Genomic DNA, 17868 nt, shown 5'->3' with positions numbered 1-17868 from the left:
AATGATGAGTGAATAAAAAAGAACCCCACTTCGAAAAGTAGGGTTCTTATTCATTTAGATATGTTAGATAACGTAACCAAATTATTGTGGGTTTAGACCTAGTTGCTCTAGAACCAGTTTAAAGTTAGCACGACGTTCTTTAACGTTATGAACTTCACCAGTAGAACACACTAAATCAGGACAACCACGGTTTACGATACCAGAAACATCATCGATAAACTCAGTACCTTTCATACCGCTATCAACATATTTCTTAAGTTCGTTGTGGTAGTTCCAGTTACCGTACTGACCAGACTCATCAGGGTATGCTTGTACTGAAGTAACCCAGTAGAATAGACCTGCAATCCACTTGATTTCTTTATTCTCTTCAGAGCTACAAATTAAGCCTGGGTTTGAACAGAAATCTAACTCAGCGTATAACGGGTTCTCTGGTGGCGCTTCAACAACAACACCATCAATTGTTTTACCAATTGTCTCAGGGTCAACGTGTGAGCGACCTAAATAATGGTTAAGCGTACCGAAATTTTGACGACCAGTAGTTTGAATTACACCACGGCCCCACCAACCACAACCTTCAACGTCAGCTTGGCTGCTGCCATCCCAAATAAAGCTACCTGCTTTTTGATCTACGTATGTTTTACATGTATCACGTTCCCATACTTGCTTAGATGTATCTACAGAAGTAGGTACGTCGTTACAGTGACCGCTGTTAGTCCAACGACCAACGCTACCGTTAACAAGCAGACCGCGCTCTTCAAGCACTGCATTTGGAGCAGCAAATACAGGAGCTGGTGCGCCGTACCATTTAGCGTGAGTCAGTGCACTTACTTCCATTTTGTTATCACGAGGACAAGAGTAAGCGTGATCCAAACCAGAAACAGGGTTTACACCGTAATCTGCATATTTTTGACCAAGTTGACCACAGCTCGCTGACATTGGGTAATCTGTTGCAGCACCGTATCTAATTTCAGCCCAGTTGTTCTCATCACATGCGTTGTAACGAATCGTTTCTTGCATACTCTGTGCTAAGAACGCAGCAATCGCTACTTTCGCGTATTTGATGTTAGTTGCATCATCAACGTTTTCATCTAGTAGCCAGAACTTGTTACCAGCAACACCAACATTATGCATTGCGTTCAGACCAGTCATGAAATCAGCCCACTTATAAACAGTAGACGGAACCCATTGTGATTGAGGCGTTTCGTACAAGAATGCCGTGTTGTTCATTGTATCTTCAGCGTCAGCCAATTCACGGTTTAACGCATCAATGATAGTTAATTGGCCATTTTCTGTTGATTCACCAACATAGTACAGTGGCATTTTAGCTTTTTTGTATTCTTCGATTTCAGCCGTTAATTTTGCTGTATCTTTATCAAATACGATAGCAAATACGTTGCTGAATGCTGCTTTACGCACTTGTGGTTTGCTTGCATTATCACCCATAAAATAAGCAGAAGCTTGATCTGTAGGGATATTGTTTAGCATTACAGGTGTTTTAACAAAATCAGAAACTTGCTTAACGTACTCTAGAGCATTATGCCACTGGTCGCTAGTTAGAGCTGCTGTTGAGCTTGACTTAGTGAACGCAATGAAATCAGCTTTAGTTGCAACATCTGCTTTGAACAACTCTAGTTTGTCTAGTAGATCAGCGCTGTAGTTAGATGCTTCATCCCAAACAGATTGTCTGCCAGAGTGAGTATCAAACGCGAAATCACCAATGCTTAGAGACCAACCGTAGTTCGCTTCTGGTGCTAGCGTAGAGATGATTAGGTGGTGCGCATTAGCCCAGCCTTTCAAGTCATTGCTAAGCGCGTTGATATCGTCGATGTCAATCTTGTTGCCAGTGATATCCATCGCTTTAGTTAGCGCTTCTTTAACCGCAATGCTGTTTGAAGATAATGCTTTATCTTGCGTTGCTTGATCAAGAACATCAGTGTTGATGATGATTGATGCAGAACCAGCTTGTGCAGCTTCATTAATGATAGATACAAACGTACTTGTTAGTTTATCAAAATCAGCTAAATCAGCACTGTTGCTTGCTTCAATAGTTAGCATTGCTGGTGCCGCAGACGATGGGCTAGCAACAACTAACGTGTTTGGCCAACCAGCGACTTCTAGACGAACAGGATCCATTGGGTTTGGTAGAGAAAGAAGCGGTGCTGTACCCGGTTCTGTACCATCACAATTTAGGTGAAGTGCCCATGAATCATCGCTACCAGGAACAGATTTAGTCCAGTAGATCGCAGAATAAGCGATGTTTTTATTAACCATGATGTCACCGCCAGTCGCGTGATCACCACGTGTCCAGTCAGGGTAAACATTAAAGTCTTTACATAAGTCACCTGGAGTTACAGGCGGCTCTACAGGTGGCTCAACCACATCTTCTTCAACAGTGATTTTTACACTTGCTGTAGATGAAAGATCTTGAGCATCAGTAGCGATAGCTTTCAGTGTTACGTTACCAGCTTGAGTAGGCTGAAAATCACACGCAAAAGTGTTGGTATTAGCAGCATCAAACGAACAGATTTCTTTGTTGTTTGCAGTAACAACCAGTGTTGTCAAATCGTTATCTGCATCTGTAGCATTAACAGAGATAGCAACGCTTTCAGTTACGTTGATTGTCGAGCCGTTTGTTGGAGTAACAAACTTAACTACAGGTGCAACGAAATCTTCAGTTACTTCAGCTTCTACAACAACAGATACTGATTTTTGTTCGATTTTTTGGTTATTTTTATCGAATACAAATACGTTAACTACCGCATTGCCTGCTTCAACTGGAGTCCAAGCGTGAGAGTACTGAGTGTTGTTCTCGTTAACTGCTTTTTCAGCTAGTTTTGTGTTGTTTACCCAAAACTCAACTTTAGCTGCTTGGTTACCATCAACATGTGCATTGATAGCAATCATTTCATTTGCTTGAATAACTTGACCAGCTGTTGGTGCAAGAATAGACAGTTCTGTTTCTTCTGGTTCTGGTTCTGGCTCAGGCTCGCCTGGTTCATCAGAACATTCAGTTAGTGACCAGAACCACGAACTTGCGCTTGGCGTTTCCCAAACACCTGGGTTGTTTTGAGCGATAAAACATTGGTTCTCGTATGAAACCACATCGCCATTTGAAACTTGAGTTTTACCTGGGATAAATGGAATAACATCGCCTAAATCTGGATCTGGAGTTGGGTCAGGATCTGGACCAGGTTCACCAGAACAAACTGCTGTATCCCAAAACCATGAGTCTGAAGTTGGAGACTCCCACACGCCTGGGTTATTTTTAGCAACAAAGCAGTCACCATTAAAAGAAACCATATCTCCATTTTGAACTTTTGTTTCACCAGGAACAAAAGTAACAATGTTAGACGTGAAATTGACATCAGCGGCATATAGATACCCACTGAACATAACGCTAGTAATAGCGGCTGTTACTTTATTTATTTTTATCACTGCTTTTTCTTCTTTTTATTCATCTTATCTAGATAAATTTATTAGGTATTAAAGGTGGGCGATGGGTCGGTTGTCTTATTATTCTGTTACGTAAAGGTCTCTGTTTAAACTACTATTATTGGAAAGAAACCTTAAATCGGCCCATACAAAATTCACATATTAATATTAAATTAATAGCCAAGCTGAATTTTCGGGCATTTTAACCAGAAGAAATTTTAAGGATATCTTAAATTTATAAAAGTGTGATATTGCTTCCAGGGGCCTGTTGGTATTTTAAGTTTAATGTGTTATGTGTCTGTTTTTTGACGTGAAAGTCAGTTTTTTGTTGTTTGAATTTTAGACATGTAAGCGTGTAAGTCGCACGGTATTAGGTTATTTATATATTTTTAATAAAACATGATTGTGAGTTCATGCTTAATTACGTTGTATTTTCTTAATTTAAAAAATGTAAATTTTTCAAATAGTTAAACGTAGGTCACTTAATTGTTATGATTTTCAATCTATACTGATGAAAATCATAACAAAATAAGAGGTCGCCTTATGTCTACTTTACCTCTCACGCATAAGCAAGTTTATCGTTCAGCTAACCTAGATGAGAACACCTGTAAATCAACCAAATACATTACTCCAATAGATGAAATCGTAGGACAAGATCGAGCCCAACAAGCGGTTGAGTTTGCTATGTCGATTCCCGATCGTGGTTATAATATTTATGCGGTAGGCCAGAATGGCCTCGGTAAGAGAACCATGGTGTTACGTTATTTAAAACGACACAACCCAGTTGGTAACGGATTATATGATTGGTGCTATGTTACTAACTTTGATGATACTCGAACGCCAAAAGTATTAATGCTGCCTGTTGGTAGTGGTTTAAACTTTAAGAAAGAAATTGAAAAAATTACGATTAAGTTAGTGAAAGCAATTCCACTTGCGTTTGATAATGAGCTTTATTACACACGAACTGGCACATTAAAGAACCAATTGGCAGATAAACAAGAATCGTTACTGGGATCATTGACTAAAGAGGCCAAAAGCAAAGGCATTAGCCTAGCTGTAACAACTCAAGGTGACTATCAATTTATTGCAATGAATGGTGAAGAGTTACACACAGAAGATAGCTTTGATGCTTTAGATAGACAAGAACAGCGTCAACTTGAGTCAATTATTGATGAGTTAGAAATCAAACTACGCAGCTTAGTTCGTCAGCTTGCGGAGTGGGAAGATAAATATTCGGATAAAATAGAAAAGCTAAATGAAGAGGTAGTGACTCGAGTATTATCAGTTAACCTTGAAGCGATTAAAGATAAATACCAAGAATCAAAAGTAATCTCTCAACATTTAAAAGAGATGGAAAAAGATATTCTTGAAAATTTTGATGTGTTTCTTCAAGAAGGCAATGAGGATGCAGAGTTAGCGTATGCTTCTTTGGAGAAAAAGCTGCCGCGTCGTTATCAAATTAATTTAATTGTTAGTCAGAAAAACGATCATTTCCCTTTGATTGTAGAAGAGAGTCCGAGCTATCATAATTTGTTCGGTTATATTGAAAACGCGACGTTTAAAGGTACCGTTTTTACTGATTTTTCATTGATTCGTCCAGGTAGCCTACATAAAGCTAATGGAGGAGTTCTATTAATGGATGCAGTTAAAGTGCTAGAGCGTCCGTATGTGTGGGACGGTTTAAAGCGCGCGTTACGCTCCCAAAATTTAAATTTAAGTTCACTTGAAAAAGAGGTGACATTATCCGGAACGGTTTCTCTCGAGCCTGAACCTATTCCATTAAATGTAAAAATTATTTTATTTGGTGATTATCAAACGTACCAGCTACTTCAACATTATGATTCAGAGTTTGGTGAATTATTTAAAGTTACGGCTGATTTTGAAGATGATATGCCAAGAACAGACGCATCAGAGTTTCATTATGCTCAATTTATCTCAAGTATTGTCCATGATGGGAAAATGCTGCAGTGCGATAAGAAGGCGATAGAGCGAATTATTGAATACAGTTCACGTCAAGCTGGCGATCAAAATCGCCTGTCTTTGCATTCTGCTGATATTTCTAATTTATTAAAAGAAACGAATTATATAGCAAGGGCTGCTAACTCGAACATGATCCGCTTGAAACATGTTGAACAAGCTTTGGCGAATAAAGAGCATAGAGTAAATCGAGTGCAAGATGGAGTTATGCAAAGCTTTGTAAATGGCACTACTTTGATGGAAATAGAGGGAGGAGTCGTCGGGCAAGTCAATGCGTTATCGGTACTATCGACATCAAATCATCAATTCGGTATGCCAAATAGAATTACGGCGACTACCTCTTTTGGCAAAGGTGAAGTTTTTGATATTGAAAGAAAAGTTGAGTTAGGTGGAAGTATCCATTCAAAAGGAGTGTTTATCCTTAGTGCCTATTTAGCATCGTTATTTGGTAGCGAGAAAACAATACCATTAAAAACGTGTTTAGCATTTGAACAATCTTATGGTGGTGTTGATGGAGATAGCGCATCCATGGCTGAGTTTTGCTCTATTATTTCAGCCTTTTCAGGTATGCCTATTCGTCAAGATATTGCAATTACAGGTTCAATGAATCAATTCGGTGAAGCTCAGCCTATTGGCGGGGTAAATGAGAAAATAGAAGGCTTTTATCAGGTATGTAAGATTAAGGGATTGAAGTCGTCACAAGGCGTTATTATTCCTCAATCTAATGTTCAAAATTTAATGTTAAACAGCGAAATAACGCAAGCGATAGAAAAGGGCTTCTTTACTATTTGGCCAGTAAAACATGTGAGTGAGGCTATTGAGCTATTTACAGGGTTTTCTGTAGAGCTTGAAAGTTGTGATGGTATATATGATATAATACGTTCAAAATTAAATAGTTAATTAGTATTTTATAAAAGGCATAGGATCAATTCTATGCCTTTTTTTATATTGTTATGAAGAGAATTGAATTCACATTATAAACGGTGATATAATCACCAATAGATAACAATGAAATAAAAGGCTCTTTCTCCAAGAGTTCCTTCTTTGTAGTTTGTTTTACTCTATGTGTTCAGAGGTTTTATATGTACCACCCTTTATCGCCACGACTCGATTTCAGTACATTTCAAATTGTGCGTGGAAAGAAAACGTATATTGAAGAAAATCTATTGTTACGCGTAAAACAGATTGATATATCAGGTACTGAATATTGGATCCCTATCGGTATTAATTGGAATGATGGTCAATCGACTAAGCGCCGTCGAATGGAATTTGCACAAGTCCGCTTTGCTCGTAAAGGGCAGCCTTATTACAGTAAGGCATATTACGCAGATTTTGATAATGAAGAAAATGACATAGATGCGCGTTCAGAAGCTATTATTGAGGCCGCATGGTCTATTGCTGAACTTGTTGAACAAGATGAATATGAAACAGCAGATGCAGCTCGTAAAACAAAAACATTTACTGCAAAATCAGCCTATAAAGGTTTACACCCTAATATTCAATTAAAGTTATCGATGATAAATGGCACTCCCTATGTTAATAGCCATTTTGAACGACATGAGAGTAAATCTTGCTATCGTTCTCATAATTTTTCTCGTAGTTTATATAATATTGATTTTAATGATCTTGGTGATTTTTTAGCAGAACTAAATGCAATTGGGGGCGTTTTAGATACGTATTTGCAAAATAAAGATGCTGACATAAAGATGTTTAAACCAAGTAAAACGTTGACGACAACACCATTGTCTAAATTTGAAATGCGTGAAATTTGTGACAGTATGGTTCAAAAAGCAATGGATGGCTGCCAAACTGAATTTGAGAAAACATGGTTTGAATTTAAACGAAAACCAAAACAAATATTAATGACTGAAGCTGATGATAAATCTCATTTTATTGTTAAAAAAGAGTTTGTTAAGACTGGGTCGACAATTTATCTTAAGAAATTTACCGCCTGTACACATCCTACACACGTATTAAGAAAAGTTGCGTTAATGAAGGCAAATTATAATTGGGCAAATTATAAGACAGAACGAAAAGCTGAATCTGCGAAAGGAAAGTATTTTATGGCAGTTCATCCATCATCTAATGTTGTCGGTGTAGTCGTCAAAGTAATGGAAGGTGAAACCCTTTATAAAGGGATTGTTGGACAAACACCTCGTAGTAGCTATAAATTTAAAACCTTCTCAACTAAAAAAATGAGCGAGAAAATAGCTTTTATTGAAGCTAAAAAAGCATTTTTAGAGGCGATGGGAGAGGGGGAATGGTCTAATTATAAGTTGGGCAAAGAGTTTTCTATCTATCTGGCTAAATAATATTCCCCTCTATACTCCTTGTTCTTATAAGCTAACAAGGAGTATAGATAAGTTAGTTTAGTTCTTCTCTGTAAAAATACTAAGGTCTAATTTTATTGGTTGTCCTAACCATATTGCTGACTTTGTGTGATCAAGATATTCATCATCAGTGAGAGGATGTATAAGTATCGAAAGCTCTCCTCTGTGCGTTGTAAGCCATGACATAACCTCATCATAATGATGATGCTTGAAAGAAACTTGTCGACTCCAAACTGGGTGAGGTCCGACAGGTTTTTGATTCACTTTTCCTAATTGGTATCCAAATTTCTCATGCAACTGTTTTGTTAAACTAACAGCAAAATCGATACTTGTTTGATCGAAATAAACGTGAACATGATAGCCATTGATGTCTGATTCGTGCATACTATCTTCTTTAATAGGAAATATAAAAAAGGCCAATCCGAAGTTTAGCCTTATTATAGTTAATTTTAAATGAGAATGATTATTCCCAATCTAGAATAACTTTACCTGACATACCAGATCGCATCATATCGAAGCCTGCTTGGAAGTCGTCAATTTTGTAGTGATGAGTAATAATCGGGGTTAGGTCTAAACCTGATTGAATCAAACTTGCCATTTTGTACCACGTTTCAAACATTTCTCGACCATAGATGCCTTTAATTACCAAGCCTTTAAAGATTACTTGGTTCCAATCTACCGCCATGTCTGATGGTGGAATACCTAGAAGAGATATTTTGCCGCCATGGTTCATGTTAGTTAGCATGCTATTGAATGCTGATGGAACTCCAGACATTTCTAGACCAACATCAAAGCCTTCAGTCATGCCAAGATCTGACATTACATCTTCAAGCTTTTCGTTCATCACGTTAACAGCGCGAGTAACGCCCATTTTTTTAGCAAGATCTAAGCGGTATTCATTTACGTCAGTAATAACTACGTGACGAGCGCCTACGTGTTTAGCAACAGCCGCAGCCATGATACCAATTGGACCTGCACCTGTGATTAGAACGTCTTCACCAACTAAGTCAAACGATAGGGCAGTATGAACCGCGTTACCGAATGGGTCAAAGATAGATGCTAGGTCATCAGAAATTCCAGCAGGGATCTTAAATGCATTGAATGCAGGGATAACTAAGAACTCAGAGAATGCACCAGTGCGGTTAACACCTACTCCTGTTGTATTACGGCACAAGTGCGTGCGGCCGCCACGACAGTTACGACAGTGACCACAAGTGATGTGACCTTCGCCAGAAACACGGTCGCCAATCTCAAAACCACGAACTTCTTGGCCAATACCAACCACTTCACCTACGTATTCATGGCCTACAACCATAGGAACAGGAATGGTTTTTTGTGACCAGTCATCCCAGTTGTAGATATGTACATCAGTACCACAAATTGCAGTTTTCTTAATACGGATAAGAAGATCGTTATGACCCATTTCAGGTTTTTCAACCTCGGTCATCCAAATGCCTTCTTCAGGTTTTAGTTTTGAAAGTGCTTTAATTTTCATTATTTGATGATCTCCATGTCTTTACCTACTTGGATAAAGGCACCAATTGCGCGATCTAACTGCTCACGAGAATGAGCCGCTGACATTTGTGTACGAATACGAGCTTGGCCTTTAGGCACTACTGGGAAAGAGAAAGCAACAACATAGATGCCTTTTTCTAACGCACGCTCTGCGAATTCAGCAGCTAGTTTTGCATCGCCTAGCATAATTGGGATAATAGCGTGGTCAGCACCACCCATTGTGAAACCTGCGGCTTCCATGCGAGTACGGAAGTGTGCAGAGTTATCCCACAATTGAGTGCGTAAATCAGCAGATTGAGCCAGTAGGTCAAGTACACGAATAGAAGCAGATACGATTGCTGGTGCAACAGAGTTCGAGAATAGGTACGGACGAGAACGTTGACGTAACCAATCAATGACTTCTTTTTTGCCAGAAGTATAACCGCCTGATGCGCCACCCATAGCTTTACCTAGCGTACCAGTAATGATATCGATGCGGTCAATAACGTCATGATGCTCATGAGTACCAGCACCGTTTTCACCCATAAAGCCAACTGCGTGAGAGTCATCAACCATAACAAGAGCGTCGTACTTATCAGCTAAGTCACAGATAGCAGGAAGATTAGCAACTACGCCGTCCATTGAGAACACACCATCGGTAACGATAAGTGTATGACACGCACCGGCTTCTTTTGCTGCGATTAATTGTTCTTCTAATTCAGCCATATTGTTGTTTGCGTAACGAAAACGCATTGCTTTACAAAGGCGAACACCATCAATGATTGATGCGTGGTTTAAAGCATCAGAGATGATTGCATCTTCTGCGCCTAAAATCGTTTCAAATAAACCTGCATTAGCATCAAAACATGATGTGTAAAGAATGGTGTCTTCTTTACCTAAGAAAGTAGATAGTTTCTCTTCCAGTACTTTATGTGAGTCTTGAGTGCCGCAGATAAAACGAACTGATGCCATACCAAAGCCGTGCTCATCCATACCATTTTTTGCCGCTTCAATTAGAGCAGGGTGGTTAGCTAAACCTAAGTAATTGTTTGCACAGAAATTTAGAACTTCTTGACCAGTAGAAATAGAAACAGATGCTTTTTGAGCTGAAGTAATAATACGTTCTGATTTATATAGACCTTCGTTTTTTACTTCTTCAATTTGGTTTTGTATTTGTGTGTAGAATGCAGAAGACATTGTGTTCCCTTCTTTTAGTTATGATAAATAGATTCTAATTCAAATCAATTACGACTATTATCCCTAAAAATGGAAAAGCATTAGTGAATCATGGTCACAAATAAACTTATTACTCTATTACCAGACTTAGCAACATATATAGTAGTTGTTAATGAAGGTAGTTTTACTGCTGCTGCTAAGAAGTTAGGAGTAACTCCTTCTGCATTGAGTAAATTAATTACTCGATTAGAAAATGCGTTATCAGTTAAACTCTTTGAGCGTACAACCCGCAGTTTATTGATTACTGAATCGGGTAAAAAAATATATCAGCAATCCGTCATTATGGTGGAAGCTGCACAGCAAGCGATTGATATCTCTAGTTCTGAACATATCGTTCCATCTGGAAGTTTAACGGTAGCAGCACCAAAGGCATTTTTAACTATTGTGCTTCAACCGCTCGTTACGCCTTTTTTGACTAAGTACCCTAAAATCCAACTTAAGCTAAGAGCGTCAGATGGCGATATTGATATGATAGCTCAAGGCATTGATGTGGTTTTTCGCTTAACTGACAAGCCGACCGAAGGACTGATCATGAAAGAGATCGGTAAAGTTAACCTTAGCTTATGTGCGAGTCCTTCTTATATAGAGAAGAGAGGATTGCCAACCAACCCACACGATCTTATTCATCATGACTGTTTGTATTTAGGTGAAACGACAACGGATCATATCTGGGAATTTGTTAAAGCTGAAGAAAGTCATGTTATCGCTGTTACTGGGCGCTATGCTGTCAATCATTCACAAATGAGATTAAATGGCGTTAAAGATGGCTTTGGGGTCGGTATTTTCCCTGATTTTGTGATTAAAGATGCATTGGAAAACAAAGATGTTGTCCCTGTACTTTCTGATTGGAAAATCAAAGGGAATTACCATGGCGTAATAGCCATGCAATATGCTCAGAATAAATATATGCCTTCGCGTTTAAAAGTGTTTACTGAATTTGTAAAAGAGAACTTAATGAAAGGGCAGACTAAATGATGGAGAAACTCGAGTTACGCTTACTAAGAGGCTTACCTGGAAGTGGTAAATCAACGTTAGTGCAAACGTTGGGATTGGTGCATCTTGAAGCGGATCAGTTTTTTGTTAATGAGGAAGGTTTATATTGTTTTGACGGTACTTTATTAAGTTCAGCTCATCAATGGTGTCAGTCGCAGTGTGAATTTAATTTATATCATGGAAAAAGCGTGGTGGTCGCGAATACTTTTGTGAAACAATGGGAAATGGATGCATATAGAAAGATAGCTAAGAAGTATAATGCCGAATTACATATAGAAGTCTGTAAAGGACAATTTAAAAGTATTCATAATGTCCCTGAGAGTGTAATAAAGAGAATGAGGAAAGAGTGGGAACAATAAAAGTGGTCTTAAGTGAGGTTTTGCTTGTTTTTTAATCATTCGGTTTTTTATGTTTAAAAAGGCCTTGCAACTCGTTATTAAAAGTCTATAATCCGCTCCCGTTGTCACAATAAACCATTTCTAATAATGGTTATGTACAGCAAGAAGTGAAACATTGACGCGAACGGAGTCTTCAAAAGTTGCTTGCAGCTTACTTTTAGTAATTTAGATGACACTTCACGCAAAGCAAAGTGAAAACTTAGCTTTGAGCTCTTTAATAATTAGACCTTAGCAATCTGTGTGGACACTTATGGATTGATAGTCAAAATAGCATTATCCATTTATGGGTAAGCAACTATCAATGAACTGAGTGGCTACACAAATTTATTTATGTAACAAATCAGTATTAATCATTGAGTCAAAACTTTAATTGAAGAGTTTGATCATGGCTCAGATTGAACGCTGGCGGCAGGCCTAACACATGCAAGTCGAGCGGTAACAGGAATTAGCTTGCTAATTTGCTGACGAGCGGCGGACGGGTGAGTAACGCCTGGGAATATGCCTTGATGTGGGGGATAACTATTGGAAACGATAGCTAATACCGCATAATGTTTTTGTTCATTACGAACAGGAACCAAAGAGGGGGACCTTCGGGCCTCTCGCGTCAAGATTAGCCCAGGTGAGATTAGCTAGTTGGTGAGGTAAGAGCTCACCAAGGCGACGATCTCTAGCTGGTCTGAGAGGATGATCAGCCACACTGGAACTGAGACACGGTCCAGACTCCTACGGGAGGCAGCAGTGGGGAATATTGCACAATGGGCGAAAGCCTGATGCAGCCATGCCGCGTGTATGAAGAAGGCCTTCGGGTTGTAAAGTACTTTCAGTAGGGAGGAAGGCGTTGTCGTTAATAGCGGCTTCGTTTGACGTTACCTACAGAAGAAGCACCGGCTAACTCCGTGCCAGCAGCCGCGGTAATACGGAGGGTGCGAGCGTTAATCGGAATTACTGGGCGTAAAGCGCATGCAGGTGGTTCATTAAGTCAGATGTGAAAGCCCGGGGCTCAACCTCGGAACCGCATTTGAAACTGGTGAACTAGAGTGCTGTAGAGGGGGGTAGAATTTCAGGTGTAGCGGTGAAATGCGTAGAGATCTGAAGGAATACCAGTGGCGAAGGCGGCCCCCTGGACAGACACTGACACTCAGATGCGAAAGCGTGGGGAGCAAACAGGATTAGATACCCTGGTAGTCCACGCCGTAAACGATGTCTACTTGGAGGTTGTGGCCTTGAGCCGTGGCTTTCGGAGCTAACGCGTTAAGTAGACCGCCTGGGGAGTACGGTCGCAAGATTAAAACTCAAATGAATTGACGGGGGCCCGCACAAGCGGTGGAGCATGTGGTTTAATTCGATGCAACGCGAAGAACCTTACCTACTCTTGACATCCAGAGAATTCGCTAGAGATAGCTTAGTGCCTTCGGGAACTCTGAGACAGGTGCTGCATGGCTGTCGTCAGCTCGTGTTGTGAAATGTTGGGTTAAGTCCCGCAACGAGCGCAACCCTTATCCTTGTTTGCCAGCACGTAATGGTGGGAACTCCAGGGAGACTGCCGGTGATAAACCGGAGGAAGGTGGGGACGACGTCAAGTCATCATGGCCCTTACGAGTAGGGCTACACACGTGCTACAATGGCGCATACAGAGGGCTGCAAACTAGCGATAGTAAGCGAATCCCAAAAAGTGCGTCGTAGTCCGGATCGGAGTCTGCAACTCGACTCCGTGAAGTCGGAATCGCTAGTAATCGTAGATCAGAATGCTACGGTGAATACGTTCCCGGGCCTTGTACACACCGCCCGTCACACCATGGGAGTGGGCTGCACCAGAAGTGGTTAGTTTAACCCCTTTTCTTCGGATTAGGGGAGGACGATCACCACGGTGTGGTTCATGACTGGGGTGAAGTCGTAACAAGGTAGCCCTAGGGGAACCTGGGGCTGGATCACCTCCTTAAACGATAGATTACGATTCATGAGTGCTCACACAGATTGCGAAGGTTGAAAATAAAGAGATTTAGAAGGTGTCCAACACCTTCGTTGTGTCCCGTTCGTCTAGAGGCCTAGGACACCGCCCTTTCACGGCGGTAACAGGGGTTCGACTCCCCTACGGGATACCACTTAGGGTCGTTAGCTCAGTTGGTAGAGCAGTTGACTTTTAATCAATTGGTCGCAGGTTCGAATCCTGCACGACCCACCATTCTTTCCACAGAGAATGGGTTTATTTCTGATAGAGTCAGGAGTAAATTGGAATATTATGTGGGCGATTAGCTCAGTTGGGAGAGCACCTCCCTTACAAGGAGGGGGTCACTGGTTCGAGCCCGGTATCGCCCACCATTTCATATGGATATACTCTTTAAATATTTTTGGAAGGATTCCAAACCAGTTCAAGAAATTGATCTAGGTTCGGATTTTTTGTGTCTGAAAATGCTTAAAAAGTATTTTATCATTAACAGAGTTAATGATTTTATATAGCTCTTTAACAATTTGGAAAGCTGACTGATTTAGCTTAATTTATTTTACTTTTCAAAAAGTAAAACAAAACAGCTTAGGCTGTAATTAAGTTAAATCAAAATTTAAAAGTTCTTAATATCTTTTGTTTATCATAGATAAACAAATTAAAAACACATTCAAGTGTTCTTGGTATTATTTTGTTTCTACTTTTTAAAGTAGAGATAAAGAGCGAATCCGGCGAAAAACCAGAACTCACATTTTTCTGTTTAGAGATTATCTTTTTTACAGAAATAGTGATGAGTTCAAACCTTGATTAGTTGAAATACGATCTCAAGTTATTTGTTTTACGTAGTAATTTTATTTTTAGACAAGGCGTTAAGAAATTTATCGAAGGAAGTGTAGCTTGCTACATGACCAAGTAAATTTTGAAAACAACGAAGTATAAAGATAAAAGAACAAGTAAAAAGACCTCTTGGGGTTGTATGGTTAAGTAATTAAGCGTACACGGTGGATGCCTTGGCAGTCAGAGGCGATGAAAGACGTATTAACTTGCGATAAGCGTAGATTAGGTAGTAAAAACCATTTGAGTCTACGATTTCTGAATGGGGAAACCCACTAGCATAAGCTAGTATCACTACATGAATACATAGTGTGGTGAGGCAAACCGGGAGAACTGAAACATCTAAGTACCCCGAGGAAGAGAAATCAACCGAGATCCCGAAAGTAGCGGCGAGCGAAATTGGGTTAGCCCTTAAGCTTTTAATGAGACAGGTGAAGCCTCTGGAAAGTGGCGCGATACAGGGTGATAGCCCCGTAACCGACATCTCATCATCAGTGAAAACGAGTAAGGCGGGACACGTGATATCCTGTCTGAATATGGGGGGACCATCCTCCAAGGCTAAATACTACTGACTGACCGATAGTGAACCAGTACCGTGAGGGAAAGGCGAAAAGAACCCCTGTGAGGGGAGTGAAATAGAACCTGAAACCGTGTACGTACAAGCAGTAGGAGCACCATCACTAAGCTTTGTGACTTAGTGTCAACATCTACTTTTGCTAAATTGTGGTTAACGATGCGCTTTTTGCATCGATCAACAACAAAATCAAGCAGAGGTGGCTTAGTGATGGTGTGACTGCGTACCTTTTGTATAATGGGTCAGCGACTTATATTCAGTGGCAAGGTTAACCGTTTAGGGGAGCCGTAGGGAAACCGAGTCTTAACTGGGCGTTCAGTCTCTGGATATAGACCCGAAACCAGGTGATCTAGCCATGGGCAGGTTGAAGATTGAGTAACATCAATTGGAGGACCGAACCGACTAATGTTGAAAAATTAGCGGATGAGTTGTGGCTAGGGGTGAAAGGCCAATCAAACCTGGAGATAGCTGGTTCTCCCCGAAATCTATTTAGGTAGAGCCTCGGACGAATACTACTGGGGGTAGAGCACTGTTAAGGCTAGGGGGTCATCCCGACTTACCAACCCTTTGCAAACTCCGAATACCAGTAAGTACTATCCGGGAGACACACGGCGGGTGCTAACGTCCGTCGTGGAGAGGGAAACAACCCAGACCGCCAGCTAAGGTCCCAAAGTTATAGTTAAGTGGGAAACGATGTGGGAAGGCTCAGACAGCCAGGATGTTGGCTTAGAAGCAGCCATCATTTAAAGAAAGCGTAATAGCTCACTGGTCGAGTCGGCCTGCGCGGAAGATGTAACGGGGCTAAACTATACACCGAAGCTGCGGCAATACAGTTTACTGTATTGGGTAGGGGAGCGTTCTGTAAGCGGTTGAAGGTGCGTTGTAAAGCGTGCTGGACGTATCAGAAGTGCGAATGCTGACATGAGTAACGATAAAGCGGGTGAAAAACCCGCTCGCCGGAAGACCAAGGGTTCCTGTCCAACGTTAATCGGGGCAGGGTAAGTCGACCCCTAAGGCGAGGCCGAAAGGCGTAGTCGATGGGAAACGGGTTAATATTCCCGTACTTCTTATAATTGCGATGGGGGGACGGAGAAGGCTAGGTGGGCTTGGCGACGGTCGTCCAAGTTCAAGTGTGTAGGCTGTATTCTTAGGCAAATCCGGGAATACACTAGGCTGAGACACGATGTCGAGCTACTACGGTAGTGAAGCCATTGATGCCATGCTTCCAGGAAAAGCCTCTAAGCTTCAGATTGTAAGGAATCGTACCCCAAACCGACACAGGTGGTCGAGTAGAGAATACTAAGGCGCTTGAGAGAACTCGGGTGAAGGAACTAGGCAAAATGGTACCGTAACTTCGGGAGAAGGTACGCTCCTAGCGGTGATGAGACTTGCTCTCTAAGCTGCCGGGAGTCGCAGATACCAGGTGGCTGCAACTGTTTATTAAAAACATAGCACTGTGCTAAATCGTAAGATGACGTATACGGTGTGACGCCTGCCCGGTGCTTGAAGGTTAATTGATGGGGTTAGATTGTTTCTCTATATAGAGAGGGGTCGAAGCTCTTTATCGAAGCCCAAGTAAACGGCGGCCGTAACTATAACGGTCCTAAGGTAGCGAAATTCCTTGTCGGGTAAGTTCCGACCTGCACGAATGGCGTAATGATGGCCACGCTGTCTCCACCCGAGACTCAGTGAAATTGAAATCGCTGTGAAGATGCAGTGTACCCGCGGCTAGACGGAAAGACCCCGTGAACCTTTACTACAGCTTGGCACTGAACATTGACCCTACATGTGTAGGATAGGTGGGAGCCTTTGAAGCACGTACGCCAGTATGTGTGGAGGCAATCTTGAAATACCACCCTTGTATGCTTGATGTTCTAACGTTGGCCCCTTATCGGGGTTGCGGACAGTGCCTGGTGGGTAGTTTGACTGGGGCGGTCTCCTCCCAAAGAGTAACGGAGGAGCATGAAGGTGGGCTAATCACGGTTGGACATCGTGAGGTTAGTGCAATGGCATAAGCCCGCTTGACTGCGAGAATGACAATTCGAGCAGGTGCGAAAGCAGGTCATAGTGATCCGGTGGTTCTGAATGGAAGGGCCATCGCTCAACGGATAAAAGGTACTCCGGGGATAACAGGCTGATACCGCCCAAGAGTTCATATCGACGGCGGTGTTTGGCACCTCGATGTCGGCTCATCACATCCTGGGGCTGAAGTCGGTCCCAAGGGTATGGCTGTTCGCCATTTAAAGTGGTACGCGAGCTGGGTTTAGAACGTCGTGAGACAGTTCGGTCCCTATCTGCCGTGGGCGTTGGATGATTGAAAGGGGCTGCTCCTAGTACGAGAGGACCGGAGTGGACGAACCTCTGGTGTTCGGGTTGTTACGCCAGTAGCATTGCCCGGTAGCTAAGTTCGGGATCGATAAACGCTGAAAGCATCTAAGCGTGAAGCGAGCCTTGAGATGAGTCATCCCTGATACTTTAAGTATCCTAAAGGGTTGTTGGAGACTACGACGTAGATAGGTCAGGTGTGTAAGTGCTGCGAGGCATTGAGCTAACTGATACTAATTGCCCGTGAGGCTTAACCATACAACACCCAAGGGGTTTTAACGGATTCGTTAACCAAGAACCATATTGAATGTGATTAAGAACAGCTCTTTATAT

The 17868-nt window shown here is 41.5% G+C and carries 8 protein-coding genes, 3 tRNA genes and 2 rRNA genes; 9 read left to right on the top strand and 4 right to left on the bottom strand.

The window, feature by feature from the left end:
* Positions 1 to 81 precede the first annotated feature (81 nt).
* Entirely contained in the window at positions 82 to 3435 is a 3354-nt protein-coding gene (locus tag AC2IP4_RS20430; protein WP_486310964.1) for an Ig-like domain-containing protein, read from the bottom strand.
* Positions 3436 to 3975: 540 nt separating this feature from the next.
* Between AC2IP4_RS20430 and AC2IP4_RS20425 the strand changes: the two genes are divergently transcribed.
* Together AC2IP4_RS20425 and AC2IP4_RS20420 are read left to right on the top strand one after the other, a co-directional pair.
* On the top strand, positions 3976 to 6309 hold the full coding sequence (locus tag AC2IP4_RS20425; protein WP_486310963.1) for a Lon protease family protein: 2334 nt from the start codon (positions 3976 to 3978) through the stop codon (positions 6307 to 6309).
* 182 nt (positions 6310 to 6491) lie between these two features.
* Positions 6492 to 7721 carry a hypothetical protein gene (locus AC2IP4_RS20420; protein WP_486310962.1) on the top strand — a complete coding sequence of 410 codons (1230 nt, stop codon included), beginning with the start codon at positions 6492 to 6494 and terminating at the stop codon, positions 7719 to 7721.
* A 57-nt stretch (positions 7722 to 7778) separates the two neighbouring features.
* Here the strand turns inward: AC2IP4_RS20420 and AC2IP4_RS20415 are convergent, their stop codons facing one another.
* From AC2IP4_RS20415 to AC2IP4_RS20405, 3 genes are all read right to left on the bottom strand, one after another.
* Positions 7779 to 8123: a DOPA 4,5-dioxygenase family protein gene (locus AC2IP4_RS20415; RefSeq protein ID WP_486310961.1), complete on the bottom strand. Its 345-nt coding sequence runs from the start codon at positions 8121 to 8123 to the stop codon at positions 7779 to 7781.
* A 79-nt stretch (positions 8124 to 8202) separates the two neighbouring features.
* On the bottom strand, positions 8203 to 9234 hold the full coding sequence (gene tdh, locus AC2IP4_RS20410) for an L-threonine 3-dehydrogenase (protein ID WP_151656186.1): 1032 nt from the start codon (positions 9232 to 9234) through the stop codon (positions 8203 to 8205).
* On the bottom strand, positions 9234 to 10430 hold the full coding sequence (locus AC2IP4_RS20405; RefSeq protein ID WP_486310960.1) for a glycine C-acetyltransferase: 1197 nt from the start codon (positions 10428 to 10430) through the stop codon (positions 9234 to 9236). The genes tdh and AC2IP4_RS20405 overlap by 1 nt, the downstream gene beginning before the upstream one ends.
* A 90-nt stretch (positions 10431 to 10520) precedes the next feature.
* On the opposite strand from AC2IP4_RS20405, the gene AC2IP4_RS20400 reads away from it, so the two are divergent.
* The 7 genes from AC2IP4_RS20400 to AC2IP4_RS20370 all read left to right on the top strand — a co-directional run bounded on the left by AC2IP4_RS20400 (position 10521) and on the right by AC2IP4_RS20370 (position 17793).
* Positions 10521 to 11444 (top strand): LysR family transcriptional regulator, encoded by a 924-nt coding sequence (locus AC2IP4_RS20400; RefSeq protein ID WP_151656182.1) that lies wholly within the window; start codon positions 10521 to 10523, stop codon positions 11442 to 11444.
* Positions 11444 to 11821, top strand: a complete 378-nt coding sequence (locus tag AC2IP4_RS20395) for an AAA family ATPase (protein WP_486311211.1) — start codon at positions 11444 to 11446, stop codon at positions 11819 to 11821. The genes AC2IP4_RS20400 and AC2IP4_RS20395 overlap by 1 nt, the downstream gene beginning before the upstream one ends.
* A 406-nt stretch (positions 11822 to 12227) precedes the next feature.
* Positions 12228 to 13799 (top strand): 16S ribosomal RNA (locus AC2IP4_RS20390).
* An 87-nt stretch (positions 13800 to 13886) separates the two neighbouring features.
* A tRNA-Glu gene (locus tag AC2IP4_RS20385) sits at positions 13887 to 13962 on the top strand.
* Positions 13963 to 13966: 4 nt separating this feature from the next.
* Positions 13967 to 14042 (top strand) — tRNA-Lys (locus AC2IP4_RS20380).
* A gap of 61 nt (positions 14043 to 14103) precedes the next feature.
* Positions 14104 to 14179: transfer RNA gene (locus AC2IP4_RS20375), tRNA-Val, on the top strand.
* 601 nt (positions 14180 to 14780) lie between these two features.
* Positions 14781 to 17793: ribosomal RNA gene (locus AC2IP4_RS20370) — 23S ribosomal RNA — on the top strand.
* The 16S and 23S rRNA genes sit together here with 3 tRNA genes alongside, the layout of an rRNA operon.
* The last annotated feature ends 75 nt before the right edge of the window (positions 17794 to 17868 follow it).

It is taken from the genome of Aliivibrio thorii, from assembly GCF_057368585.1.
This window is presented reverse-complemented; position numbering and strand designations above follow the sequence as displayed.

Bases quoted from the DNA above. Each gene is read 5' to 3' on its own strand.
- AC2IP4_RS20425 (WP_486310963.1), top strand. From the start codon at position 3,976: ATGTCTACTTTACCTCTCACGCATAAGCAAGTTTATCGTTCAGCTAAC.
- AC2IP4_RS20420 (WP_486310962.1), top strand. From the start codon at position 6,492: ATGTACCACCCTTTATCGCCACGACTCGATTTCAGTACATTTCAAATT.
- AC2IP4_RS20415 (WP_486310961.1), bottom strand. From the start codon at position 8,123: ATGCACGAATCAGACATCAATGGCTATCATGTTCACGTTTATTTCGAT.
- tdh (WP_151656186.1), bottom strand. From the start codon at position 9,234: ATGAAAATTAAAGCACTTTCAAAACTAAAACCTGAAGAAGGCATTTGG.
- AC2IP4_RS20405 (WP_486310960.1), bottom strand. From the start codon at position 10,430: ATGTCTTCTGCATTCTACACACAAATACAAAACCAAATTGAAGAAGTA.
- AC2IP4_RS20400 (WP_151656182.1), top strand. From the start codon at position 10,521: ATGGTCACAAATAAACTTATTACTCTATTACCAGACTTAGCAACATAT.
- AC2IP4_RS20395 (WP_486311211.1), top strand. From the start codon at position 11,444: ATGGAGAAACTCGAGTTACGCTTACTAAGAGGCTTACCTGGAAGTGGT.